Source organism: Flavobacterium salmonis (genome assembly GCF_903819435.1).
GTDB classification, from domain to species: domain Bacteria; phylum Bacteroidota; class Bacteroidia; order Flavobacteriales; family Flavobacteriaceae; genus Flavobacterium; species Flavobacterium chungangense.
The window spans coordinates 104,386-129,081 of the sequence record NZ_CAIJDP010000074.1 but is presented as its reverse complement, the minus strand read 5'-3'; the positions used below and the strand labels follow the sequence as shown (position 1 = coordinate 129,081).

General features: G+C 33.7%; 22 protein-coding genes. 13 read left to right on the top strand and 9 right to left on the bottom strand.

What is annotated here, in order from left to right; genetic code table 11:
- Nucleotides 1-61 precede the first annotated feature (61 nt).
- The 5 genes from FLACHUCJ7_RS15040 (at nucleotide 62) to FLACHUCJ7_RS15020 (ending at nucleotide 6,039) form a co-directional block, all read left to right on the top strand.
- Nucleotides 62-1,840, top strand: a complete 1,779-nt coding sequence (locus tag FLACHUCJ7_RS15040) for an ABC transporter ATP-binding protein (protein WP_031453759.1) — start codon at nucleotides 62-64, stop codon at nucleotides 1,838-1,840.
- A 69-nt stretch (nucleotides 1,841-1,909) separates the two neighbouring features.
- Nucleotides 1,910-2,278 (top strand): PUR family DNA/RNA-binding protein, encoded by a 369-nt coding sequence (locus tag FLACHUCJ7_RS15035; RefSeq protein ID WP_078227816.1) that lies wholly within the window; start codon nucleotides 1,910-1,912, stop codon nucleotides 2,276-2,278.
- Nucleotides 2,279-2,365: 87 nt separating this feature from the next.
- On the top strand, nucleotides 2,366-4,630 hold the full coding sequence (locus FLACHUCJ7_RS15030) for a glycoside hydrolase family 3 N-terminal domain-containing protein (RefSeq protein WP_230408843.1): 2,265 nt from the start codon (nucleotides 2,366-2,368) through the stop codon (nucleotides 4,628-4,630).
- A gap of 11 nt (nucleotides 4,631-4,641) precedes the next feature.
- Nucleotides 4,642-5,472: an alpha/beta hydrolase gene (locus FLACHUCJ7_RS15025; RefSeq protein WP_180909451.1), complete on the top strand. Its 831-nt coding sequence runs from the start codon at nucleotides 4,642-4,644 to the stop codon at nucleotides 5,470-5,472.
- A 21-nt stretch (nucleotides 5,473-5,493) separates the two neighbouring features.
- Nucleotides 5,494-6,039, top strand: a complete 546-nt coding sequence (locus tag FLACHUCJ7_RS15020; protein WP_180909450.1) for an RBBP9/YdeN family alpha/beta hydrolase — start codon at nucleotides 5,494-5,496, stop codon at nucleotides 6,037-6,039.
- A gap of 46 nt (nucleotides 6,040-6,085) precedes the next feature.
- Here the strand turns inward: FLACHUCJ7_RS15020 and FLACHUCJ7_RS15015 are convergent, their stop codons facing one another.
- Nucleotides 6,086-6,421, bottom strand: coding sequence for a tRNA-binding protein (locus FLACHUCJ7_RS15015; protein WP_180909449.1), 336 nt, complete (start codon nucleotides 6,419-6,421; stop codon nucleotides 6,086-6,088).
- Nucleotides 6,422-6,549: 128 nt separating this feature from the next.
- Between FLACHUCJ7_RS15015 and FLACHUCJ7_RS15010 the strand changes: the two genes are divergently transcribed.
- The 3 genes from FLACHUCJ7_RS15010 (at nucleotide 6,550) to FLACHUCJ7_RS15000 (ending at nucleotide 8,872) form a co-directional block, all read left to right on the top strand.
- Nucleotides 6,550-7,443, top strand: coding sequence for an alpha/beta fold hydrolase (locus FLACHUCJ7_RS15010; RefSeq protein ID WP_180909448.1), 894 nt, complete (start codon nucleotides 6,550-6,552; stop codon nucleotides 7,441-7,443).
- A gap of 123 nt (nucleotides 7,444-7,566) precedes the next feature.
- On the top strand, nucleotides 7,567-8,121 hold the full coding sequence (locus FLACHUCJ7_RS15005; protein WP_180909447.1) for a thioredoxin family protein: 555 nt from the start codon (nucleotides 7,567-7,569) through the stop codon (nucleotides 8,119-8,121).
- 355 nt (nucleotides 8,122-8,476) lie between these two features.
- Nucleotides 8,477-8,872 (top strand): GreA/GreB family elongation factor, encoded by a 396-nt coding sequence (locus tag FLACHUCJ7_RS15000; RefSeq protein WP_180909446.1) that lies wholly within the window; start codon nucleotides 8,477-8,479, stop codon nucleotides 8,870-8,872.
- Nucleotides 8,873-8,975: 103 nt separating this feature from the next.
- On the opposite strand, the gene FLACHUCJ7_RS14995 is transcribed toward FLACHUCJ7_RS15000, so the two are convergent.
- The 6 genes from FLACHUCJ7_RS14995 to FLACHUCJ7_RS14970 form a co-directional block, all read right to left on the bottom strand.
- A complete protein-coding gene (locus tag FLACHUCJ7_RS14995; protein WP_230408842.1) occupies nucleotides 8,976-9,251 on the bottom strand; it encodes a cytochrome c in 276 nt (91 codons plus the stop codon).
- A 132-nt stretch (nucleotides 9,252-9,383) separates the two neighbouring features.
- Nucleotides 9,384-10,316 (bottom strand): peptidylprolyl isomerase, encoded by a 933-nt coding sequence (locus tag FLACHUCJ7_RS14990; RefSeq protein ID WP_180909445.1) that lies wholly within the window; start codon nucleotides 10,314-10,316, stop codon nucleotides 9,384-9,386.
- 46 nt (nucleotides 10,317-10,362) lie between these two features.
- Nucleotides 10,363-11,514: an MFS transporter gene (locus tag FLACHUCJ7_RS14985; protein ID WP_230408841.1), complete on the bottom strand. Its 1,152-nt coding sequence runs from the start codon at nucleotides 11,512-11,514 to the stop codon at nucleotides 10,363-10,365.
- A 132-nt stretch (nucleotides 11,515-11,646) separates the two neighbouring features.
- Nucleotides 11,647-11,997 carry a cupin domain-containing protein gene (locus FLACHUCJ7_RS14980; protein ID WP_078227807.1) on the bottom strand — a complete coding sequence of 117 codons (351 nt, stop codon included), beginning with the start codon at nucleotides 11,995-11,997 and terminating at the stop codon, nucleotides 11,647-11,649.
- Between the two features lie 89 nt (nucleotides 11,998-12,086).
- A complete protein-coding gene (locus FLACHUCJ7_RS14975; protein ID WP_078227806.1) occupies nucleotides 12,087-12,620 on the bottom strand; it encodes an NADPH-dependent FMN reductase in 534 nt (177 codons plus the stop codon).
- Between the two features lie 88 nt (nucleotides 12,621-12,708).
- The gene (locus tag FLACHUCJ7_RS14970) at nucleotides 12,709-13,575 is read right to left on the bottom strand and encodes an archaemetzincin (RefSeq protein ID WP_078227805.1); all 867 of its coding nucleotides are present in this window, start codon (nucleotides 13,573-13,575) and stop codon (nucleotides 12,709-12,711) included.
- Between the two features lie 217 nt (nucleotides 13,576-13,792).
- On the opposite strand from FLACHUCJ7_RS14970, the gene rlmF reads away from it, so the two are divergent.
- From rlmF to FLACHUCJ7_RS14945, 5 genes are all read left to right on the top strand, one after another.
- Complete coding sequence (gene rlmF / locus FLACHUCJ7_RS14965) at nucleotides 13,793-14,743, top strand: 23S rRNA (adenine(1618)-N(6))-methyltransferase RlmF (protein ID WP_078227804.1); 951 nt, start codon at nucleotides 13,793-13,795, stop codon at nucleotides 14,741-14,743.
- Between the two features lie 109 nt (nucleotides 14,744-14,852).
- Nucleotides 14,853-15,791 carry an alpha/beta fold hydrolase gene (locus tag FLACHUCJ7_RS14960; RefSeq protein WP_180909443.1) on the top strand — a complete coding sequence of 313 codons (939 nt, stop codon included), beginning with the start codon at nucleotides 14,853-14,855 and terminating at the stop codon, nucleotides 15,789-15,791.
- A gap of 81 nt (nucleotides 15,792-15,872) precedes the next feature.
- Nucleotides 15,873-17,864, top strand: coding sequence for an excinuclease ABC subunit UvrB (gene uvrB / locus FLACHUCJ7_RS14955; protein WP_180909442.1), 1,992 nt, complete (start codon nucleotides 15,873-15,875; stop codon nucleotides 17,862-17,864).
- A gap of 93 nt (nucleotides 17,865-17,957) precedes the next feature.
- The gene (tilS, locus tag FLACHUCJ7_RS14950) at nucleotides 17,958-19,268 is read left to right on the top strand and encodes a tRNA lysidine(34) synthetase TilS (protein WP_180909441.1); all 1,311 of its coding nucleotides are present in this window, start codon (nucleotides 17,958-17,960) and stop codon (nucleotides 19,266-19,268) included.
- The gene (locus FLACHUCJ7_RS14945) at nucleotides 19,268-21,367 is read left to right on the top strand and encodes a protein-disulfide reductase DsbD family protein (RefSeq protein WP_180909440.1); all 2,100 of its coding nucleotides are present in this window, start codon (nucleotides 19,268-19,270) and stop codon (nucleotides 21,365-21,367) included. Before tilS ends, FLACHUCJ7_RS14945 begins: the two co-directional genes overlap by 1 nt.
- A gap of 319 nt (nucleotides 21,368-21,686) precedes the next feature.
- Here FLACHUCJ7_RS14945 and FLACHUCJ7_RS14940 read toward each other — a convergent pair whose 3' ends face one another.
- Nucleotides 21,687-23,012, bottom strand: coding sequence for an ammonium transporter (locus tag FLACHUCJ7_RS14940; RefSeq protein ID WP_078227802.1), 1,326 nt, complete (start codon nucleotides 23,010-23,012; stop codon nucleotides 21,687-21,689).
- Between the two features lie 338 nt (nucleotides 23,013-23,350).
- Nucleotides 23,351-24,658 (bottom strand): amidohydrolase family protein, encoded by a 1,308-nt coding sequence (locus FLACHUCJ7_RS14935; RefSeq protein WP_180909439.1) that lies wholly within the window; start codon nucleotides 24,656-24,658, stop codon nucleotides 23,351-23,353.
- Nucleotides 24,659-24,696 lie beyond the last annotated feature (38 nt).

The following is a 24,696-nucleotide window of genomic DNA, read 5'->3' as shown; positions in this document are numbered from 1 at the left end:
TACTTTTAATTCATAATAATTCAAAAATTTAAATCAATACAACATCACATTTCTTAAAAAAATGAAAGAATTAAGCTATTTAAACAAATATTTCATTAAGTACAAATACAGTTTTTCTTTTGGAATTTTAATCACTATAATCGCACAAATATTTTTCTTATTTACTCCAAAACTGGTGAGTAAGTCTTTTGATACTATTGAAAAATTCTTAAAATTATCTGAAAGTGATCGGCAATCTTCGATTATTATCGGATATTATAAACAGGATTTAATACATAACGTTCTGTTAATCATAGGAAGTGCAATTGTTGCAGGATTTTTAACTTTTTTAATGCGCCAGACCTTAATTGTAATGTCGCGTCATATTGAATTTGATCTAAAAAATGAGGTTTTCAGTCAATATCAGAACCTCTCTCAAAATTTCTACAAACAAAACCGAACAGGAGATTTAATGAACCGTATCAGCGAAGACGTTTCAAAAGTTCGTATGTATGTTGGACCTGCAGTTATGTATACGATCAACACATTTATACGTTTTGCTATTGTTATACTATATATGTATAATGTTTCTCCGTTATTGACTTTATATACACTTCTCCCCCTGCCTCTTCTGTCGTATTGTATTTTTAAGCTGAGTTCTGAAATCAATAAACGCAGTACTACTTTTCAGCAGTATTTATCGAAAGTTTCGAGTTTTACTCAGGAAATATTTTCAGGCATCCGGGTTATTAAGGCATATTCATTAGAAAATCAGCACCAGAACAATATGATTGCTCTGTCTGACGAAAGCAAAAGCAAAAGTTTAAGCCTTGCGAGAGTTCAATCTTTGTTTGGTCCATTAATGATTGCTCTTATCGGAATCAGTAATCTGGTGGTAATTTATTTTGGAGGTATTATGTACATCAACGGAACAATTCCGAATATTGGAACTATTGCCGAATTTATTTTATATGTCAATATGCTGACCTGGCCTGTTGCTTCTTTAGGATGGGTTTCATCAATGGTTCAGGAGGCAGAGGCTTCTCAAAAACGTCTAAATGAGTTTTTGAAAATTGAGCCTGAAATCAAAAACAACAATCCTAATTCGTCAGATATTCAGGGTTCAATTACTTTTGAAAATGTAAGTTTTACTTATCAGGACACTAATATTGAGGCTTTAGAAAATGTAACGTTCACTGTTAAAAAAGGTGAAACACTGGCTATTTTGGGGAAGACGGGCTCAGGAAAATCCACTATCTTATCCTTAATTTCACGTTTGTACGATGTTACCGAAGGAAAAATTACGATTGATGGTAATGAAATCAGGACTTTAAATTTAAATGATTTACGAAACAACATCGGGATTGTACCTCAGGATGCCTTTTTATTTTCGGACACCATTAAAAACAATATCAAATTTGGCAATCAAAATGCAACTGATGAAGAAGTAATTGAAGCTGCAAAAAATGCTGTGGTTCACGATAATATCATAGCTTTCAATAAACAATACGAAACCATTTTAGGAGAAAGAGGTATTACGCTTTCCGGCGGACAAAAGCAGCGTGTTTCTATTGCACGTGCCATTATTAAAGACCCTGCTATTTTGCTCTTTGACGACTGCCTTTCTGCAGTTGATACTGAAACCGAAGAAACAATTTTGAACAATTTATTTGAAATTTGTAAAGACAAAACCACCATTATAGTTAGCCATCGTGTCTCTTCAGCCAAAAATGCTGACAAAATAATCATTCTGGAAGATGGCAAAATCATACAACAAGGTTCTCATAATCAATTAATAAATCAAGAGGGCTATTATGCATCGTTATATTTAAAACAACTTTCGGAAAAAGAATTACTTTAATTGTTGCGTAATAGATAATTTTTTATGATTTTTGATTACTATTAATTCCAAAAAATGATAGAACGTATTATGAGAGAAAATGACATGTTAGAAAAAGAAGAGATTTTTTCTAAAGTATTACGCGCCGGAAGAAGAACTTATTTCTTTGATGTGAGAGCAACAAAAGCTGACGATTATTATATTACAATTACCGAAAGCAAAAAATTTACTGAAGAAGACGGTTCTTTTCATTTTAAAAAACACAAAATTTACTTATATAAAGAAGATTTTAGTGCTTTTGCCGAAATACTGGAAGAAATGACTTCATATGTTTTGAACCACAAAGGCGAAGAAGTAATATCTGAAAGACACCAAAAAGATTTCAAAAAAGAATACAGCTCTGATAAACCTGAAGGGCAAAGATCGAGTTTTACAGATATTGATTTTGACGATATTTAATCCAATATAACTTTTTTAAAAAGTACGAGTCCAATTTGTTCTGCATTTTGGACTTTTTTTATATATTTAAATCAAAAACATCTCATCTTGAAAACATTAACCGCAAAACTACTTTATTGTTTATTATTTTCTCTCTGGGTAAGTTCAATATCGTACAGCCAAAAATCAGATTTAAATATTGAAAAAAAAATAGACAAGGTCATCAAAAATATGACTTTGGAACAAAAAATTGGTCAATTATGCCTGAAAGGAACCTCTAGCCGAAGCAAAGGATTATCTGAAGAATTAAAAAATGAAGTTCGGCTGGGACTGGTTGGAGCGATTCTAAATCTGACAGAGCCTAATCTTGTTCTTGAAATACAAAAAATTGCAGTAGAAGAAAGTCCAACACATATCCCTCTCTTGTTTGGCAGGGATGTCATTCACGGATATAAAACTATTTTCCCGATTCCATTAGGATTAGCAGCTTCCTGGGATATGGAATTGGTTGAAAAAACATCAAAAATCGCAGCTAACGAGTCCTATTCAAGATGCATAAACTGGACATACGCCCCAATGGTTGATATTGCAAGAGATGCACGATGGGGAAGGATAGCAGAATCTCCGGGTGAAGATCCTTTATTAGCATCGAGATTGGGAGTTGCTTACATAAAAGGTTTTCAGGGCAATAATCCTTCTGTTCCCGGTCAAATTTTAGCCTGTGCAAAACATTTTGCAGCGTATGGTGCCGCTGAGGGAGGAAGGGATTACAATACGGTAAGCATCTCAGAATCCTTACTTCGAAATGTATATTTAAAACCTTTTGAGGCTGCAGCAAAATCAGGAGCTGCAACTTTTATGAGTTCTTTTAATGACCTTAATGGAATTCCGGCTTCGGGGAACCGTTTTTTACTCCAGAAAATTTTACGCGAAGAATGGAAATATGATGGTTTTGTTCTGAGTGACTGGAATTCGGTTACTGAAATGATTCCTCATGGTTATGCCGCCGATGAAAAAGAGGCGGCACTTAAATCTGCATCAGCCGGACTTGACATGGAAATGACCAGTTTGTCCTATGCAAATCATTTAAAAACGCTAATTGCTGAAAAAAAAATCTCTGAAAAGCAATTGGACGAAATGGTTCGTAATATTCTTCGAATAAAATTCAGAGCCGGAGTTTTTGAAAATCCGTATTTTAAAGACCGCGAAAAATTCTCCTTACTAAATGCCGATGCTTTACAAACTGCCAGAATTGCAGCCAGTAAAAGCTGTGTTTTATTAAAGAATGAAAATCAAATTTTACCTTTAAAAAACAATCAAAAAATAGCTATAATTGGTCCATTGGCAGACGCGCCAAGAGAACAATTAGGTACTTGGATTTTTGATGGCAACAAAGAAGATTCTCAGACTCCGCTGAAAGCTTTTCAAAATAGTTTTGGACAAGATAATGTGTTTTATGCATCAGGGCTTTCGCATAGTCGATCGTTATCTGAAAACGGATTTGCATCAGCAATAGCAGAAGCTAAAAAATCAGATGTTATTTTATTTTTTGCAGGAGAAGAAGCTATTCTTTCGGGCGAAGCACATTCACGGGCCAATATTAATTTACCTGGTTTACAGGAAAAATTAATAGCTGAATTACAAAAAACAGGAAAACCAATTGTACTAATATTGCTGGCAGGAAGACCTATAACCTTAGGAGCTGTTTTACCAAAAGTTAATGCCGTAATTATGGCATGGCATCCAGGAACTATGGCGGGTCCTGCAATTTCTGACATATTGTTAGGATTAGCAAATCCTTCAGGAAAGTTGCCTGTAACCTGGCCAAAAGAAGTTGGTCAGATTCCGATTTATTACAATCATCCTAATACAGGAAGACCTGCAGATCCTACAACTTTTGTAGCTATTCAGAACATTCCTGTAGAAGCCTGGCAAAGTTCTTTAGGCAATAATTCTCACTATCTGGATGCGGGATATGAGCCACAGTTTCCTTTTGGATTTGGATTGAGTTACACCACTTTCTCCTATGATAATTTAAAAATCGGAAAAGCAATCCTAAAAAACAATAACATCGAAAAATTAAACGTTTCTGCTGTTATTACCAATACCGGAAATACTCCCGGAATAGAAACAGTTCAATTATATATCCGTGATATTACGGGAAGTATTGTAAGGCCTATCAGGGAACTTAAAGATTTTTTACAAATCGAATTAAAACCTAAAGAATCTAAAACTGTACAATTTTCAATTCCTGTTTCAGATCTTGCTTTTTATAATGATAAAATGGAACTCAAAGCAGAACCAGGCGATTTTAAAGTCTGGATCGCGTCTCATGCTGAAAATGGACTGGAAGGTGATTTTAAAATTGAATAAATAATTATATTATGAAGAAAATAGCACTTTTGCTTTGTTTGTTTACTATTGGGTTTGCCTCTTTTGCTCAAAAAACGGAATACGAAACCAAGACCAATATTCAATATTACAATCCAGCCAACAATAAATCTGACTCGTATATTAACGAAAGATGTGTTTTAGATATTTATTATCCAAAAAATACTAAAAACTTCGCTACCATAGTTTGGTTTCATGGCGGTGGATTAACCGGTGGAAGCAAAGAAATTCCCGACGCATTAAAAAATAAAGGTTTTGCAATTATTGGTGTTAATTATAGATTATCTCCAAAAGTAAAAGCAGCAAAATGTATTGAAGATGCTGCAGGTGCTATAGCCTGGGCTTTTAATAACATTGAAACTTATGGAGGCGATACTGCCCAAATTTTTGTTTCAGGACATTCAGCAGGCGCTTATCTGGCTTTGATGAATGGTTTAGATAAAAAATGGCTGCAAAAAGAAGGCATTGATGCCAATAAAATTGCTGGAATTATTCCGCTTAGTGCTCAATGCATTACACATTTTGAAATCAGAAGAGAAAGCGGTATTCCCGAAAAACAGCCAACAATTGATGCTTTTGCACCTTTATTTCATGTTCGTGCAGATGCTCCTCCTCTTTTATTGATTACCGGAGATCGGGAACTTGAAATGTTAGGCAGATATGAAGAAAACGCCTATATGGAACGAATGATGAAGCTTGTGGGACATATGCAAACGAAACTTTTTGAACTGGATGGATATGGTCATGGCATGACTGAACCAGGATTTCCATTACTTGTTAACGAAGTAAACCGCATCACAAAAGAAAAACAACCAAAAAAATAATTATTTAAAAAATCCACGGCAATGGAGACACAACTATTAATTTTACCAGGACTTGGAAATTCTGGAGAGAAACACTGGCAAACCTTTTGGCACGAAAAATTCAAAAATTCAATTCGTTTGGTTCAGGACAATTGGGATGAGCCAGTTCCGAAAGATTGGATTGAACGTTTAAACGAAGAAGTTTCAAAACTTAAAAATCCGACAATTTTAGTTGCGCATAGTCTCGCCGTTTCTTTGGTTTTACATTGGGCTAAAAATAATTCTAATAAAAATATAATCGGCGCTTTATTGGTCGCTCCGGCAGATGTAGATTCACCAGAACATACACCGGATATTATTAGAAATTTTTCACCAATGCCACTTTATCAGTTGCCCTTTCCATCTATTGTAATTGCAAGCGAGAATGATCCTTACGCTTCTTTTGAAAGAAAACAGTATTTTGCAAAAATGTGGGGCAGCGATTTTGTAAATGTTGGACAACAAGGCCACATCAACTCAGATTCTGATTTAAAATATTGGGAAGAAGGGCAATTGGTTTTACATCAGTTAATAGAAAAAACAAAGTAATTTTAAGGGTTTTCAGTCTCAGTTTACATACTGTGCCTGAAAACTACTATCCAATTCGTAACCCATTTTCTATTTTAAAATCGGGAGCTAATAAAATTACGTCTCCCTCTTCTCCTACAGCCCCTAGTACCAAACATTCACTCATGAATTTCCCTATTTGTTTTTTAGGAAAATTGACAACAGCTACAATTTGACGATTTAATAAATCTTCTTTTTGATAACGTTTCGTAATTTGTGCTGATGATTTTCGAATGCCAATTGCTGCACCAAAATCGATCGTAAGCTGGTAAGCCGGTTTTCTTGCTTCAGGAAAATCATTTATATCGATTATGGTTCCAACACGCATGTCGGTTCTTTCAAATTCATTCCAGGTTAAATCCATTCTTTTCAATTAGTTTATTTACAAACGTATTAATTTTGTAATTGTTATTCCTAATTGTATAACCCTTTTTTTTGTAGTCCTTTTAATTTTACAAATCAAATTATTAAGCTAACATAAAAAATATAAAAATGGAAAATAGTCTAATAAACTCCAATACATCTCTTAGAGATTCAGATTTTGATATTCAGCTGCAAAACACAGATAAATACATTGAAACTGCTCAAAATGTAAAACTTTATGTGAGAGATTACGGAAAAGGAAAGCCGGTAGTTCTAATTCATGGATGGCCCCTTTCTAATGAAATGTGGGAATATCAAATTGAATTTTTAGTTCAGAATAACTTTAGGGTAATTGCTTATGACCGACGCGGTTTTGGTAAATCCTCTCAGCCTTGGGACGGCTATGATTACGATACTTTGACAGACGATTTAAGTGAAATTATTGAACAGCTACAATTAGAAAATGTCACACTTGTCGGTTTTTCTATGGGAGGTGGTGAAGTAGTACGTTATTTTAGCCGTCATGGTGGAAAAGGCGTTACAAAAGCAGCCTTAATTTCCTCAATTATTCCTTTTTTAGCCAAAACTGAAGACAATCCAGAAGGACGTCCAAAAGAAAAAGGGGAAGCAACTGCAGCTGCGATTAGAGAAGACAGAATAGGATTTCTTGAGAATTTTGGTAAAACATTTTTTGGTGTCAACATCATAAATAAGCCTTTAAGTACTCCTTTACTTGAATATTATAGAAATTTATGTTCATTAGCATCACCAAGAGCAACCCTAAAATGTGCTGAATCTTTATCGAATACAGATTTTAGAGATGAACTCCACACCATTAAAGTTCCAACTTTAATTATTCATGGTGATGATGATAAAAATGTTCCAATCGAATTGAGTTCAGAAAAAACAGCTGCATCCATAGCCAACAATACTTTTATTGTTTATGAGGGAGCGCCACACGGACTTTTTTATACTGAAAAAGATAAATTAAATCAGGATTTACTTGACTTTTTAAATTCATAAATACATATTGATATCCAAAGAAAATATACTTGACTGTAAAATTTTCTTTGGATATTTTTTATACGTGTACACTCTATTTAGAGAATTAAAAGTTATTTTTGAATAACTAATTCTTTAGAAAAAATGGCACGAACTCCTTCAAATATGATTCGACTTGGGACTATTGCTCCAAACTTCAATCTAAAAGATACCAATTCGAATAATGAATATTGTTTTGAAGATTTAAAAGGATCAAAAGGTACACTTGTCATTTTTATGTGTAATCATTGTCCTTTTGTACTTCATGTTCTTAAAGAAATTATCATGATTTCGAATGATTATCGCGTGCAGGGAATTGGCATTATCGCTATTTCCAGTAATGATATTGAAAAATTTCCTCAAGACTCACCTGAAATGATGACAGATTTTGCCTTTGAAAACAAAATAGATTTTCCGTATTTATTTGATGAAACCCAGGAAGTGGCCAAAGGGTATGATGCAGCCTGTACACCTGATTTTTATTTATTTGATAACCAAGACCGTTTATTTTATCGTGGTCAATTAGATGATTCAAGACCAGGAAACGGAATCCCGTTAAGCGGAAGCGATCTGCGAAGTGCAATTGACGCCTTAATCTACAACCGATCTTTAAACGACATACAAAAGCCTAGCATAGGCTGTAATATTAAATGGAAATAATCAGTACAACCATTTAAAAGTTTAACTATCTTAGCAAATCAAAATAAATTATACCATTGTGATTACTCTATTTTTTACAGCCTGTACTTTGTTGTTTTCTTTCAATAGAAAACCACTTGCGACTGTATTAATTTCACATAGTAAGGCCTTTATCAATTAGGCCTCCGTCTATTTCATTTCTTCTTTAAGACGGAGGATTTCACCAGTTTCCAACATAAATTTATTTGAAAGATTTTCTTCTTTCAAATTAATAACTTTTATACAGAAATTTAAAAATGACCAAATTTTAAATTTCAATTTGGCACTTAGTTAATGTGGAATCGGACAACTTTATCAAACATTTAATCAATAGAATATGAAACCAACACCTATTTTCTGTAAAACAGATTATCATTTCTTACGGGAATTGATATTAAAAAGTAAAAATTCGACAAATGCTAAAGAAATTGGACAACTTTCGCAGGAATTAGACCGAGCAAAAATTATAAAAGAAAATGAATTAGATCATTCAATTATCAGAATCAATTCTTATGTTATGATTGAAGATGTAAAGGCTGAAAAACAAATGAAAATTCAAATTGTTCTGCCATCAATGGCTGACATTAAACAGAACAAAATTTCTATACTTGCCCCTTTGAGTGTTGCCATTATTGGATTTAAAGAAAACGACCAGGTTGACTGGGAGTTACCGGCAGGATTAAAAACTTTAAAAATAATTGCAGTTGACAATTCAGATTTAGCTAATTCTTAATTTTTAAACACCTCATTCTTTGAAGGTGTTTTTTTATATGCAAAAAAAACTATTCAATAAAAATTACTGAATAGTTTTTCTGTCATTTATAAAATATAAATTTCTATAATTGTGAATGAATGTAATTTGTGACAGAAGCCATTTTAACATCGTCTAACTTTGCTTTTTTCTGCATTCTCTCCAAAATTGGCTTCCATTTTTCCTGAGTAAACTTCTTTGGCTCGTATAGTTTGTGACATCTGGCACAACTATTTTCATATAAGCTTTTACCCTCTGCAAGTTCAGGTGTTAATTCGGTTGCCTTCACGGTTTCAGTAACTGCGGGACTAGGCGGAGCAACAGCTGCTTTTGGGGCTCCACACGAAACTAGTAAGATCAATACAGCTAAAGTTAAAATTTTTGATTTCATTGCTTTGGATTTGTTTTTATTTGAAGTAAATATAAAAAAAATCCCATTCGGCTATCGAATGGGATTACTATTTAAAACAATACTAAATTGCTTTATAAATTCTTATTTAACATCCATTAATTCAACGTCAAAAATCAAAGTTGCATGTGGCGGAATCACTCCTCCTGCACCTGATGGACCGTATGCCAAATCAGACGGGATTACAAAACGAGCTTTGTCTCCTACCTGTAATAAAGCGATACCTTCATCCCATCCTTCGATCACCTGACCTTGGCCTAATCTGAACTCGATTGGTTTTTTTCTTGGGTAAGAAGAATCAAAAACTTTTCCGTTTTCTAAAGAACCTTCATAGTGAACAGAAACTGTTTTTCCAGCCTCAGCTTTTTTTCCCTCTCCTTTTTGAATCATTTTGTAACGTAAACCACTTTCTGTTTTATCAAAACCAGCAGCTAATTGTTCCATTTTTGCTTCAGATTCAGCTTTTAAAGCAGCATCTCTTTTTAAACGAGCTCCTTTTAATTCAATAAAAGCTTCAATTGCATTCCATTTTTGAGCTTCTTCACCCACTCTGATGATTTCTACAGCATCCAGATTATCACCTTGAGCAACTGCATCAACCACATCCTGACCTTCGATAACGTGACCAAAAACAGTATGTTTATTATCTAACCATGAAGTAGGAACGTGAGTAATATAAAACTGAGAACCGTTACTTGCAGGTCCTGAATTTGCCATTGCCAAAACTCCAGGACGATCGTGTTTTAAACTTGGGTGAAACTCATCATCAAATTTGTATCCCGGATCTCCTGTCCCAGTTCCTTTTGGACAACCACCCTGAATCATAAAATCAGGAATAACTCTGTGAAATGTTAAACCATCATAGAATTTTTGTCCCTGAGGTTTTACTTTATTTTCCATATTTCCTTCTGCAAGAGCTACAAAATTCCCTACAGTTCCTGGTACTAATTCGTGTGCTAATTTTACTAAAATCGAACCTTTACCAGTATTGAATTTAGCGTATATTCCGTTTTCCATTGTTGTTATTTTTTAATTGAACGCAAATTTACAAATTAATTTTATATCAATTTGTGCTTTCTATTTTTTTAGATTTTGATTTATAAGTAAGACCGTAAACAGTAAATGCCAATATTGATAAAGCTACACAGCCAATTGTTACAGCATGCCAGCCTCCTAATTTCCATAGTAACAATCCATAAGCTGATCCGGCAGCTGTTCCTAAAAAACTAAATGACATAAAAACGGTATTCAATCTGTTTCTGGCTTCCGGAAGTAAGGAATACACACGGGTTTGATTAGAAATATGTACCCCCTGAATTCCTATGTCAATAAATACAATTCCAATCGCAATTCCGATAACGCTTTCAATTGATAAATAGAAGACCAAAAAACTAATCAATATCAACAGACAACCGTAACCAACCGCAACTCTTGAATTTCCCTTATCGCCCATTTTCCCAACTAACGGTGCTGCCAAGGCTCCTGAAGCTCCAACAATTCCGAATAAACCAATTGTAGCACTGTTAAAATTGAAAGGTTGTCCGGAAAGCAATAAAACCATTGTTGTCCAGAAAGCGCCAAACTGGGCAAAACTAAATACATTGATTAAAGTTGCTTCACGCAAAATTGGCTGTGTTTTTATAAGTGTAAATAAAGACTGAATTAATTGTCCATAAGTTCCCTGAAATTGAGGTTTATTGACTGGAAATTTATTCTGAATGACAAAAAAGATTAAAAGACAAATTGCGGCAGCAATATAAAACATCGATCTCCACCCTAAAATTTCTCCAATAAAACCGCTTAAAGTTCGCGAAAGTAAAATTCCGACCAAAAGACCGCTCATAATAGTCCCTATAACTTTTCCTCTTTGTTCGTGACTGCTTAATGATGCTGCGAGAGGTAAAATAAGCTGCGGTACTATAGACGTAATTCCGATAAGTAAAGACGCAATTTGTAAAATAAGAAAGCTTTTTGCCGTAGCTGCAATGATTAATGCAATAACTGAGGCAAAAGTCGTCATTAAAATTTGCCTTTTACGTTCGATTTTATCTCCCAGCGGAACCATAAAAAACAATCCGATGGCATAACCTGCCTGTGTAAGATACGTTATGGTTCCAGCACTGGCTTGGGGGATTTTAAATTCGTTGGCAATTAAGACAATTAAAGGCTGGCAGTAATACAGATTTGCAACTATAAGACCAGTGCAAACTGCCATAAACAGGACATTCGTTTTAGATAAATTCATGCTGCAAAAATACCAATCTAATCTGTAGTAAAATTTTAAAAAATGTATAATTTTTTTAAAATTTCAATCAAATCAACTCTATATTTTATGGATTATGCCGATTTAGTACTTCATGAAATCTTCACGCATCGGACTAAAAACATCTGTCAGCATTCCTTCTTCAACGCACAAAACACCATGAATGGCATGGGGTGGAATATAAAAACTATCCCCTTCTTTCAATAATTTTGTCACTCCGTTTATCGTAACATCAAATTTGCCTTTTGCAACGTAGGTTACCTGCGTATGATAATGCTCGTGTAAAGCTCCAACAGCGCCTGTTTCAAAATATACATTAACCAGCATAACGCGGCTGTCGAATGCCAGAATTTTACGTTTGACACCTTCTCCAACTACTTCCCACTGAATTTCTTCTCCGAAAAGGAATTCATTACTTGTAACAGAACTTTCCATAGTTATTTATTTATTTCATTTATTATGCAAAAATAAAGCATTTATGATGAGTTAATATTTCGTTGGGAATGTTTTTACACTATTCAATTTTAAAATTGATTCTCAAAATCTTTTATAAAAAGCGCAAGTACTTCTAAAGTTTGTGAATTAATGACCATGCCTGCTTCATCAATTTTACCGCGAATACCCTGAATTAAAAGCTGGTTATGTTCTTCGAATTTGGCTTCTAATGTTTTCATTATTAACAAAAGCTGTTGATGTGCCATTTCACCGGATGCTGATGCAGTTATTAATCCTGTCTTTTTATTTGAAAAAATGGTGGTAGAAACACACCATTCCAGAGCATTTTTTAAACTTCCGGGCAAACTAAATACGTATTCAGGAGTACAAATCAACACTCCGTCTGCCCTGATGATTTTGTTTCTGAAAAAAATAACCTTTTCAGGAGGAAACTCATCATCCAAATCCGGATTGAAATGTGGAATTCCTTCTAAATCTTCAAATATTTCAATCTCAAACTGATCGTTTATATTCTCCGAAATAAATTTCAGAATTTTAAAATTACTCGAATTCTTTCTTGTACTTCCTGTTATGGCAAAGATTTTTATTTTTTTAATTGACATTTTAATTCTTTAAACAAATATTTCCAAACTGTTTGATTTGTAAATATAATAAACACAAATAGCTTAAAATGATTGCTGCAAGAGTATTTTACTGAATGACAGCAATATCTTTTTTTATTAACAGAAGTTCTTCAGCCAAATGATTCTTTTCAAAATATCTTTCTAAATCTGTTAGTCTTTTAATATTATCGTACTTTATACCCGAATTTAGTTTTCTCTGGCAAACGGAACATAATCTTATAGAACTTTTGTCTGTTTCACTCATACTATTGGTTCCATTCATTACACAGTCTGCAGTAATACAATGATGCAAACCAAACATATGACCTATTTCATGAGAGCCTATTTTCAACAGTCGAGACAAACAGAGATTAAAATTATCAGTAGTCAGTTTTCCGTCCTGTAGTCTGTAAATCGAACTTACACCAACCTTATCCCGATAAGATGCTAATCCAAAAACAAAATTCCATTCCGGCTTGGGGTATAAATCAACTTCTGTCAGACCCATCAGAGCAATTCTGTTTAAAGGTTTGTCTTTTTTTAAAACATTGTCTAAAATATACCCTGCTAAAAACTGTTGGTTATTTTCATGTCCAACTCTTTGTGCAGACTCAGGAATTACATCATTTGAAACAGTTTCTAATGTTTTTGTTTTTAATTGAAAGTAAATTTCAAGATATTCCCGAAGTAATTCTATTTGCTTGTTTTGCAGAGAATTAAAATGACCGATTGGTCTGATATAAATAATATTGGATTCATTGGTTGGAACAATATGTTTCGAATTTATGAATTGCTCAAAACTCTGTCCTTTTTCTTTATGGGTAAACAACCATTCACCTTCAACAGGTTTTGTTAATTTAACATCATTTTTTTCAATCTGGTCGAAATATTCATTTTCACTTTGTGCAATGCATGAACACAAAAGTATAATAATCAGAAGTGTAACTTTTTTCATATATAATTGGGGCTTATGGCGCCAAAAATAAATAATCAAAATCTAAAATCGTAATAATTTTATAGAATTTTTCTTATAACAAAGAAAAAAAAATGCTTTCCGGTTAAAACTTTATTTACAAAACCAAAACAGTAATAATGTATACTAACATAATGACTGTGGTTTATAAAATATTTTATACAAAAAGGAATGATTACCTTTGCTTCAAATTAATAAAATGACTGTAACAGACAACTCTGAAAAAAACAATTTACATCCGCGAAATCTTCATCGTTCACGATATGATTTCGAACTTCTTATTTCAAATTGTCCGGAGTTAAAAACATATGTTGCCAAAAACATTCATGGAATTGAAACGGTCGATTTCAGTAATCCTGATGCCGTAAAAATACTGAACAAAGCATTGCTGCAAACATATTACGGCATTCAAAATTGGGATATTCCTAAAAATTATCTTTGTCCTCCAATTCCGGGAAGGACTGATTACATTCATTATTTAGCTGATTTATTGGCTGAAACTAATAACGGAAATATTCCTGTAGGATCATACGTTTTAGGCTTGGACATAGGGACCGGAGCAAACTGTATTTACCCTATTTTAGGAAATGCGATTTACGATTGGAATTTTGTTGGGACAGATATCGATGAAAAAGCGATACAAAATTGCAGTAAGATTATCGAAGGAAACCCTAAATTAATTGAGTCAATCAGTTTACAGCAACAAACCGAGTCCCGTTTCATTTTCAAAAATATTATCATACCTGAGGACCGATTTACTTTTACGATGTGTAATCCGCCTTTTCATGCTTCAGCTCTTGATGCCAAACAAAGTACAGTACGTAAAGTTTCAAATTTAAATCCAAAAGAAAAGAAAACAACAAACCCTGTTTTAAATTTTGGAGGCCAAAATGCTGAGTTATGGTGCAATGGCGGGGAGATTGGTTTCATCACTCAAATGATTCACGAAAGTGCCAAATATGCCATGCAATGCCAATGGTTTACTACTTTGGTTTCTAAAAGAGAAAATCTTTCGAGCATTTACAAAACGCTAAATAAAGTGAATGCCGCATCTATAAGAACGATTGATATGGCTCAGGGGCAAAAAACAAGCCGAATTGTAGCCTGGAGTTTTTTAAGTGAATCAGAACAAATGGCATGGAAGATTTAAAATTACAATTTCTATAAAAAATTGTAATTATGATAGTTTAAATAAAAATTTTGATACTCTCATTGAACCATTTATAGGTACCTTTAATAGTAAATTGAATTTTACTATTATGACAAGAATACTCCTTAAATTTATGATTTTCTTTTTGCTTTTTGGATGCGCATCTACTAAAAAAGCAAAATTTGAAGACTACGTTTTTCAGACAAAAAAAGAAAAACAGAACTATTTAAACTCCTATAACAAAGCTTTAAAACTTTGGGATGTTCCCTATACAGAAGAAAATATCAAAACAAGTTTCGGAATCGCTCATGTTATATTAGCAGGGCCTAAAAATGGAAAAGATTTGGTATTACTGCACGGAATGGATGCCAGTTCTACTATGTGGTATCCAAACATAAAAGCATTAACAAAAAACAACCTCATCCATGCTATCGATTTTATAATGGAACCCGGAAAATCAACCTTGATGGGCAAGCCGCTTTCAAAAGAAGAAATCGTATTGTTTTATAATGAAATTTTTAATCACTATAAATTAAAAAACTTTAATATAGTCGCAGCATCACGAGGAGGCTGGATCGCAACTTTATTGGCTGCTCAAAAAACAAATTCAATTAATAAAATAGTTTTACTTAGTCCGGCTCAAACTTTTAAATTTATCGACAAGCTTGGAAAAACATCTTCTGCTTTATTTTTAAAGATTTTTCCAAGCGAAAAGAAATTCCTAAACACATTAAAAACGTTCTCTACACATCCTGAAAAAATAAGCCCGGTATACAAAAGACAATTTTATCTGGCTAATAAATATGCCAGTTCCAATTCAAGTATGTTAAAAATGACCCCTTTTTCTAATGACGAATTAAAATCCATACAAAACCCTGTTTTAGTTATTATAGGCGATCAGGACGTTATTAATTCTGAACAGAGTCTTGTAAAAGCAAAAGAATGTTTACCAAACAGCAAGACTAAAATAATAAAGGATGCCGGACATTTTTTGACTATTGACCAATCAAAAATTGTCGATGATGTTATTGTTGATTTTTTAGAATAATCGCAATTTTAATTCTTTTGGTAATATATTTTATAGAATTCAAACTTTGTATCTTTACAAAACTAATTTCATCTGTCAAAAATGAATTTTCAAGTTTCTTCAGAATATAGTCCAAAAGGAGATCAGCCTCAGGCAATCCAAAAACTTTCACAAGGTATTGTTGATGGTGAAAAATATCAAACTTTATTAGGTGTAACGGGGTCGGGTAAAACATTTACAATGGCCAATGTGATTCAGGAAGTACAGAAACCAACCTTGGTTTTGGCACATAACAAAACTTTAGCTGCACAGTTATACTCAGAATTCAAACAGTTTTTCCCTAATAATGCCGTAGAATATTTTGTATCCTACTACGATTATTACCAGCCGGAAGCCTTTATGCCTGTAACAGGTGTTTTTATCGAAAAAGATTTATCTATCAATGAAGAATTGGAGAAAATGCGTTTAAGTACAACTTCTTCATTACTTTCAGGACGCAGGGATATTTTAGTAGTGGCTTCGGTTTCTTGCTTGTACGGTATTGGAAACCCTGTGGAATTTCAAAAAAATGTTATTGAAATCACGATAGATCAGGTTATTTCGAGAACTAAATTATTGCATAGTCTGGTACAAAGTTTATACGCCAGAACAGAAGCCGATTTTAATCCCGGAACTTTCCGAATCAAAGGTGATATTGTAGAAGTATACCCGAGTTATGCCGATGACGCCTATCGAATTCACTTTTTTGGAGATGAAATTGAAGAAATTGAATCCTTTGATGTAAAGACGTCACAGGTAATAGAAAAATTTAAAAGACTGACCATTTATCCGGCTAACATGTTTGTGACTTCTCCGGATGTATTGCAGGGTGCTATTTGGGAGATTCAGCAGGATTTGGTAAAACAGGTTGATTATTTCAAAGAGATAGGCAAACATCTGGAAGCCAAACGTCTGGAAGAAAGAACCAATTTCGATTTGGAAATGATTCGTGAATTAGGGTATTGCTCCGGAATTGAGAATTATTCCCGCTATCTTGACGGAAGAGAAGCCGGAACTAGGCCTTTCTGTCTGTTGGACTATTTTCCAAGTGATTATTTAATGGTAATTGACGAAAGTCACGTAACGGTTTCGCAGGTTCACGCCATGTACGGAGGCGACCGAAGCCGAAAAGAAAATTTGGTAGAATACGGTTTCCGTCTTCCTGCAGCAATGGATAACCGACCTTTGAAATTTGAAGAATTCGAAGCTATGCAAAATCAGGTAGTTTATGTTTCTGCAACTCCGGCCGATTACGAATTGCAAAAATCAGATGGTATTTATGTAGAACAAATTATTCGTCCAACCGGATTACTGGATCCAACTATTGAAGTCAGACCGAGTTTAAATCAAATAGATGACTTAATTGAAGAAATTCAGGTACGTTGCGAATTGGATGAAAGGGTTTTGGTAACTACCCTGACCAAAAGAATGGCAGAAGAATTAGCAAAATATCTAACTAAAGTTGGTGTTCGCTGCCGTTATATTCATTCAGAAGTGGATACATTAGAACGTATCGAAATCATGCAGGACTTACGAAAAGGTATTTTTGATGTATTAATTGGAGTAAATTTACTTCGTGAAGGGTTAGATTTACCCGAGGTTTCATTAGTCGCTATTTTAGACGCAGATAAAGAAGGCTTTCTTCGTAATCACAGATCTTTAACCCAGACTATTGGTCGTGCTGCCAGAAATATAAACGGAAAAGCGATTATGTATGCTGATAAAATTACAGCCAGTATGCAAAAAACGATTGATGAAACCAATTACCGCAGAACCAAACAAATTAATTTCAATACAGAAAACGGCTTAACACCACAGGCATTAAACAAAAAAATTGAAAGTGCTTTTACTAAAAATCCTTTGGTCGAATATGAATTGGGACATACTTTACCTGCAGCTGCCGAACCTGAAACTGCCTATTTATCAAAATCTGAATTAGAGAAATTAATACGTGAAAAGCGTAAATCGATGGAAAAAGCAGCAAAAGAATTAGACTTTTTGCAGGCTGCCAAATTGCGTGATGATATTAAAAAATTGCAGGATCAGCTTTCTTAAACTCTAAATCTTCAATTGATTTTTTTATAATTGGCTATTCTTAAAAGCCTTAATTTTGCAGTTCTTAAAAATATTCATCTTTTAATTTCTCAGATGTTTTCAAAATTTAAAAATCATATTTTGGCGAGATTTCCTTTTTTAGAAAATAAAAAACTCTTTCTTGCTGTTAGTGGCGGATTAGACAGTATGGTTTTACTGCATTTGTTTCAGCAATCAGAATATGAAATTGCCGTTTTGCATTGTAATTTTCAGCTTCGTGGTTTAGAAAGTTTTGGTGATCAGGATTTCATTCGCAATTACTGTGAAGAAAATAATATCTCCATTTTTACAACCCAGTTTGATACCGAAGCTTTTGCAAAAGACTACAAACTTTCTACCCAGATAGCAGCCCGTGAACTTCGATACAGCTGGTTTTATGAACTATTGGAAACTCATAAATTCGATTATATCCTGACTGCTCATCATGCTGATGACAATCTGGAAACTTTTATTATTAATCTGAGCCGTGGTACCGGATTGGACGGCCTTGTTGGTATTCCTGAGCAAAATGATAAAATTATCCGTCCGCTTTTGCCTTTTTCCAGAGAAGAGATCCTGAATTATGCCAAAGATAATATTATCGAATGGCGCGAAGACAGCAGCAATGATTCGAATAAATATCTACGAAACAAGATTCGCCATGATCTTGTTCCGGTTTTAAAAGAAATCAATCCTAATTTCCTGAAGGCTTTCCAAAAAACACAATCTTATTTGCAGGAATCTAACGAAATGGCAGAAGATGCTTCCATTATGATTTATCAGCAGGTAGCAAACGAATCCGGAGATGAAATTCATTTCGATTTAAAACAACTTAAAAAACTACCTAATTACAGATCGTATTTGTATCAATGGCTGAACGAATTTGGATTTCTGGCATGGAATGATATTTATGACCTGGTAGACGGACAATCAGGAAAACAAGTGTTTTCGACAGAGTTTCGATTATTGAAAAACAGAGAAACTTTGATTTTGAGTCCGATTGTTGAAATGCAGGAAATAGAAGAATTTCAAATCAATGAAAATGATCAGGAAGTTAATTTTCCCTTAAAGTTGAGTCTTTGTAACGTTAGTCACATAACTATAGATTCAAATAAAGTTATATTTGTAGATGCTGAAAAAATTCAGTACCCGCTGATTTTACGAAAATGGAAAGAAGGCGATTCTTTTCAGCCTTTTGGAATGAATGGAAAATCGAAAAAAATCAGCAAACTCTTTAAAGATGAGAAGTTATCTCTGATTGATAAAGAAAACACATGGCTTTTATGTTCAAATAATCAAATTGTATGGGTTATTGGAATAAGGCAGGATGAACGATTTAAAATAGAAAACACCTATAAAAAAATACTTAAAATAGAACTGCAATAATGAACTTTAATCAATCTCGTCAGGTTATAACGCCAAAAAGTTTCTGGAGTAAATCCATTTTATTTTTACTGTTTTTCTTTTTTGCTTTTGCAAACAGTAATGCCCAGATTTTAGAACCTGTAAAATGGACTTCTAAAATCGAGAAAAAATCTGAAACTAATTTCGTTTTAATTTTTGACGGAATTATAGAGAAAGACTGGCATATGTATTCGCAATTTACTCCGGAAGGCGGTCCGTTAGCTTTAGAAATTGCTTTTAAAAACCAAAAAGGAAATTATAATTTAGTTGGTAAAGCCAAAGAAGGAAAAACTAAAACATCGTTTAACGATATTTTTGAAGTAAACGAGACCTATTTTGAAGGAAAAGCCCATATAGAACAGGAAATCAAGGTAATAAATCCTAATTTAAAAACCGTTGAAGTTGAATTTGATTTTCAGGTTTGTAAAGAGGTTTGCATCAATTCGAATAAAAAATTCTCAATAGCTATTCCGGCAACTTTTAAAATGGAGACAGTTCCGGCTGTAACAGAAGCTAAAAAGGACGAAACCAAAAAAGAAGGTTTAGTTGTTGACACAGTAGTTAAAAAAGAAGCAGACTCTAAAGTAATTAAATTAGAAAAAATAGATAATGCAACGGCAAAAGTCGTAGACGATTTACAAAAGCCTGCTCCGGCAAGAAGCTTATGGTCTATCTTTTTTATTGCTTTTATATCCGGATTTGCAGCTTTGCTTACGCCTTGTGTTTTTCCTATGATACCAATGACGGTAAGTTTTTTTACCAAACAAAGCAAAAGCAGAGCAAAAGGAATTCGTAATGCTATTATTTACGGGCTTTCTATAATTGCTATTTATGTAATTTTAGGATTAATTGTAACAAAGATATTTGGAGCAGATGCTTTAAATGCATTGTCAACAGATGTTTGGTTTAACCTGATTTTCTTTGTGATACTAATTATTTTTGCTACTTCTTTTTTAGGAGCGTTTGAAATTATGCTTCCAAATTCATGGGCAAATAAAGCAGATCAGCAGGCAGATAAAGGCGGTATAATTGGCATATTATTTATGGCTTTGGCTTTGGCTATCGTTTCATTTTCATGTACCGGACCAATTGTCGGAACCTTATTGGTCGAAGCGGCCTCTAATGGTGGAATCGCTCCGGTTGTTGGAATGTTGGGATTCTCATCTGCATTAGCTCTTCCGTTTATGTTATTTGCAATGTTTCCGGGATGGTTGAATTCATTGCCAAAATCAGGAGGCTGGTTAAATACCGTAAAAGTTGTTCTTGGATTTTTAGAATTAGCTTTGGCTTTTAAATTTTTATCAAATGCCGATTTGGTTTTACAATTGCATTTTCTGGAAAGAGAAGTTTTTATAGCCATTTGGATTGCTATTTTTGCAGCCCTGACATTATATTTATTTGGAAAAATTACATTACCTCATGATAGTCCTTTGCAGCATATTTCTGTTGGAAGATTATATTTAGGTATAATTACGCTGGTATTTACAGCTTATTTAATCCCTGGTCTTTGGGGAGCTCCTTTGAAATTAATTAGTGCTTTTCCGCCGCCGCCACAATATAGTGAAAGTCCTTTTGGAGTAGGGAGTTCAGGAAGCGGCAATACAACTACATCTGAAAAAGGCCTGCCAAAAGGAGCCGAATTAGGACCACATGGAATTGTAGTTTTTCATGATTATGAAGATGGTCTTGCGTATGCAAAATCAATCAACAAACCCATTATGCTAGATTTTACAGGATATGCCTGTGTAAATTGCAGAAAAATGGAAAATAATGTCTGGTCTGATGAAAGAGTTTTACCCATCTTAAAAAATGATGTAGTTTTAATTTCTTTATATGTGGATGATAAAAGAGAATTACCGGCAGACAAACAATTTGTAACAGCTTCGGGAGATAAAATTGAAACGGTTGGAGATAAATGGACTGAATTTATGATTTCAAAATACAAAACCAATACACAGCCTTTATATGTTATTACTGATTTAGAAGGAAATAATCTAAACAGCTCTAAACCTACAATTAGTTATGTTGATGTTGAAGAGTATTTGGTTTGGCTAAAAGAAGGGATTTCAAATTTCAAGTAATAAAATGAAATTTCCTGAGTTTTAGATTTAATTATTAGTGGTGCATTTGGTTTATTGGCATAACAAAGACAATTTAAAACACGAAGAAAAAAAGGATGCATGAAGGTTTCCGGATAGAAATATTTAAATCATGGGTAATTTTATTTTCTTTTCGATTTATTATTTTGCATCGTTGTTTTTTCTCTTTGTAAATTCATTACTTTCTAAATAGAAAAGCTAACCAAAATTTAATTAAAGGTTGAAATTAATTCAAACAAAATGCCCTCTAAGCTTAATCTTAGAGGGCATTTTTATATTGGTTAATTAGAAAATTAACTTCTTATAAGTATTCTCCGTGTTGAGAAATATCTAATCCTAATTCTTCTTTTTCTTCAGTAACTCTTAGTGGAGTAATTTTATTAACGATGAAGAATAATACATATGAAGCTACAAAAGCAAAGATTGAAACAATTACTAAAGCTTTTAATTGTGTTAAGAATAAAGTAGCATCACCAAAAATTAATCCTTGATTCTTACCCACAATTGAATTTACAGAGTTAGAAGCAAATACTCCTGTTAACAACATTCCTACCATTCCACCAACACCGTGACAAGCAAAAACGTCAAGAGCATCGTCAATTTTTCCTTTAGGGAATTTGCTCACAACAAGATTACTGATAACACTTGCAATGATACCAATTGCTAAAGCGTGAGGGATACTTACAAAACCAGCAGCTGGTGTGATTGCTACCAAACCTACAACTGCACCAATACATGCTCCCATTGCAGATAATTTGTGTCCTAAAATCTTATCAAGGAAAACCCATGCCATAGCAGCAGCAGCAGCAGCAACAGTTGTTGTTCCTAAAGCTTGTGCAGCAAGACTTCCTGCTCCAACAGCAGAACCAGCATTGAAACCAAACCATCCGAACCATAATAAACCTGTACCTAATAATACATAAGTGATTCTGGCAGGGTTAACTTTTTGTACTTTACGTTTTCCTAAGAACATAGCTCCGGCTAAAGCAGCCCAACCAGCACTCATGTGTACTACTGTTCCTCCTGCGAAATCTAAAACTCCCCATTTGAAGAACAATCCATCAGGATGCCAAGTCATGTGACATAATGGGGCATAAATAAATATTATAAATAAAACCATGAACAACAAATAAGCCCAGAAACGTACACGCTCTGCAAATGCTCCTGTTATTAAAGCTGGTGTAATAATCGCAAATTTTGCCTGAAATAAAGCAAAAAGAAGAAAAGGAATTGTTGGTGCTAATTCCCATGCTGTATTTGCACTTACGCCTTGAAAGAAAATATTCGAAGTAGGATCTCCTATAAATCCGCCTATTGATGGTCCAAAGCATAATCCGAATGCAATAACTACCCATAGAATCGTAACAATTACCATTGCCATGAAACTCTGTAACATAGTACTAATTACATTTTTCTTACCTACCATACCTCCGTAGAAGAAGCCTAATCCTGGAGTCATTAACAACACAAGAGCAGTTGCAACAATCATCCATGCAGTATCACCTGTGTCCATTTTTAGTTCAACAACGTGTGCACCTAGTGTTTTTGATTCAGTAACAAATGAAATAGAAAAAATAGATAGTAACAGAATTGTGATCAGTATCACACTTAAAATAATTTTTCGCATAGTTATTTAGTTTTAAAAATTTTGATAAAAATATAAAATCATTCAATACCCCCATTAAAAATAGTACTCAATGCTTAATTTTTGTTAATTTTTCATTTTACCCCCCTTTGTTTTACACCTATTTGTTAAAACATACTTAAAATTTATGATTAATTAATACAGTCATAATAACAAAAACTTTTTAACGCTATATATTACTACAAAAAAATAGTACTAATTTCGATTTTAAACGAATCCACGACTATTTTATGAGTGTTTTTCTAAATTCAATTAGATTATAATAAAAAAAAAGCACCAAATGATTATTACAATTGGTGCTCTCTTAAAAGAAAATGATATTATTTTTGATTGTACTTTTCTTTATACTTTTTATACAATTTTGTCTGATGCGTTTCTAAACTAATTGCTCTTCCCTGAATAAAAGCAGTAGTTAATTTATTCGTTCTCATATCCAGTGCATCACCTTCTGAAATAAATAATGTGGCATCTTTTCCTGTTTCTAAAGATCCGCAAAATGCATCAATACCTAGTAATTTAGCAGTATTAAAAGTTATTAGCTGTAATGCTTTTTCCTTATCTAAGCCATAAGCAACACAAGTTCCTGCCAAAAACGGTAAATTACGTGTATTCATGCGTTCATTGTCTCCGCTGTTTTCAAGACCTACAACAATACCTTTATCAGTTAAAATTTTGGCCATTTTAAAAGGCAGTCTGATATCCTGCTCATCACTTGTAGGCATATCATGTACACGTCTTAAAAGTACTCCAATATTATTTTTTTGTAATAAATCAGCTGTTTTGTAAGCTTCAAAACCTCCCACAATGACTATTTTCTTTATTCCGTTCTCTTTAGCTGACTGGATAGCATCAATAATTTGCTTTTCTTCATCAGCATGGATAAACAAAGTCTGAGTACCATCAAAAAGACCTTTAGTTGATTCGAAAATTAAATTTCTTTCTTTTGATGAGTCTCCTAAATAGGCTTTAGAGTTAATAAAAAAAGTATTAATTTCATTTACCTGAGTTGAGTAATCTTTGTTAGGTTCAATTATACCCGGCTCAAACCAACTGCCGGTTCTTTTGAATCCTGAAGGGAAATTCAAATGAATACCATCGTTTTCTTTTATCAAAGCATCCTGCCACGTCCAGGCATCAAGCTGAACGATTGAAGATGTTCCTGAAATCCTTCCTCCACGAGGCACTATCTGAGCAATCAAAATTCCATTTGGACGAACAGTCTCAGTAACTTTTGAAGTTGAATTATAGGCAATGATACTTCGTACATTTGGATTTACACTTCCAATTTCTTCCTGATCATCAGATGATTTTACCGCATCAATTTCTACTAATCCTAATGTAGAATTTGGAGCTATGAATCCCGGATATACGTGTTTTCCAGTTGCATCTATAATGCTTTCATAAGCATTATCTGCAAGTCTGATTGTTGAAGCATCAGCAACTAATGTGAGTTTACCATCCTTAAAACCAATGGCGCTGTTTTCGATTGTCGTCCCGTTTCCCAGATGTGCTGTCGCATTCAGTATCAGGACCGACTTTGTCTGTTTAGGTGCTGGAACTTGCTGTGCTTTGGTTTCTATTATTGAAAAAAAAGCTAACAGCAATATATATCCGTTTTTAAGTATCATAATTATTATTAATTTTTTATTTGAAAATCTTTTTAAAC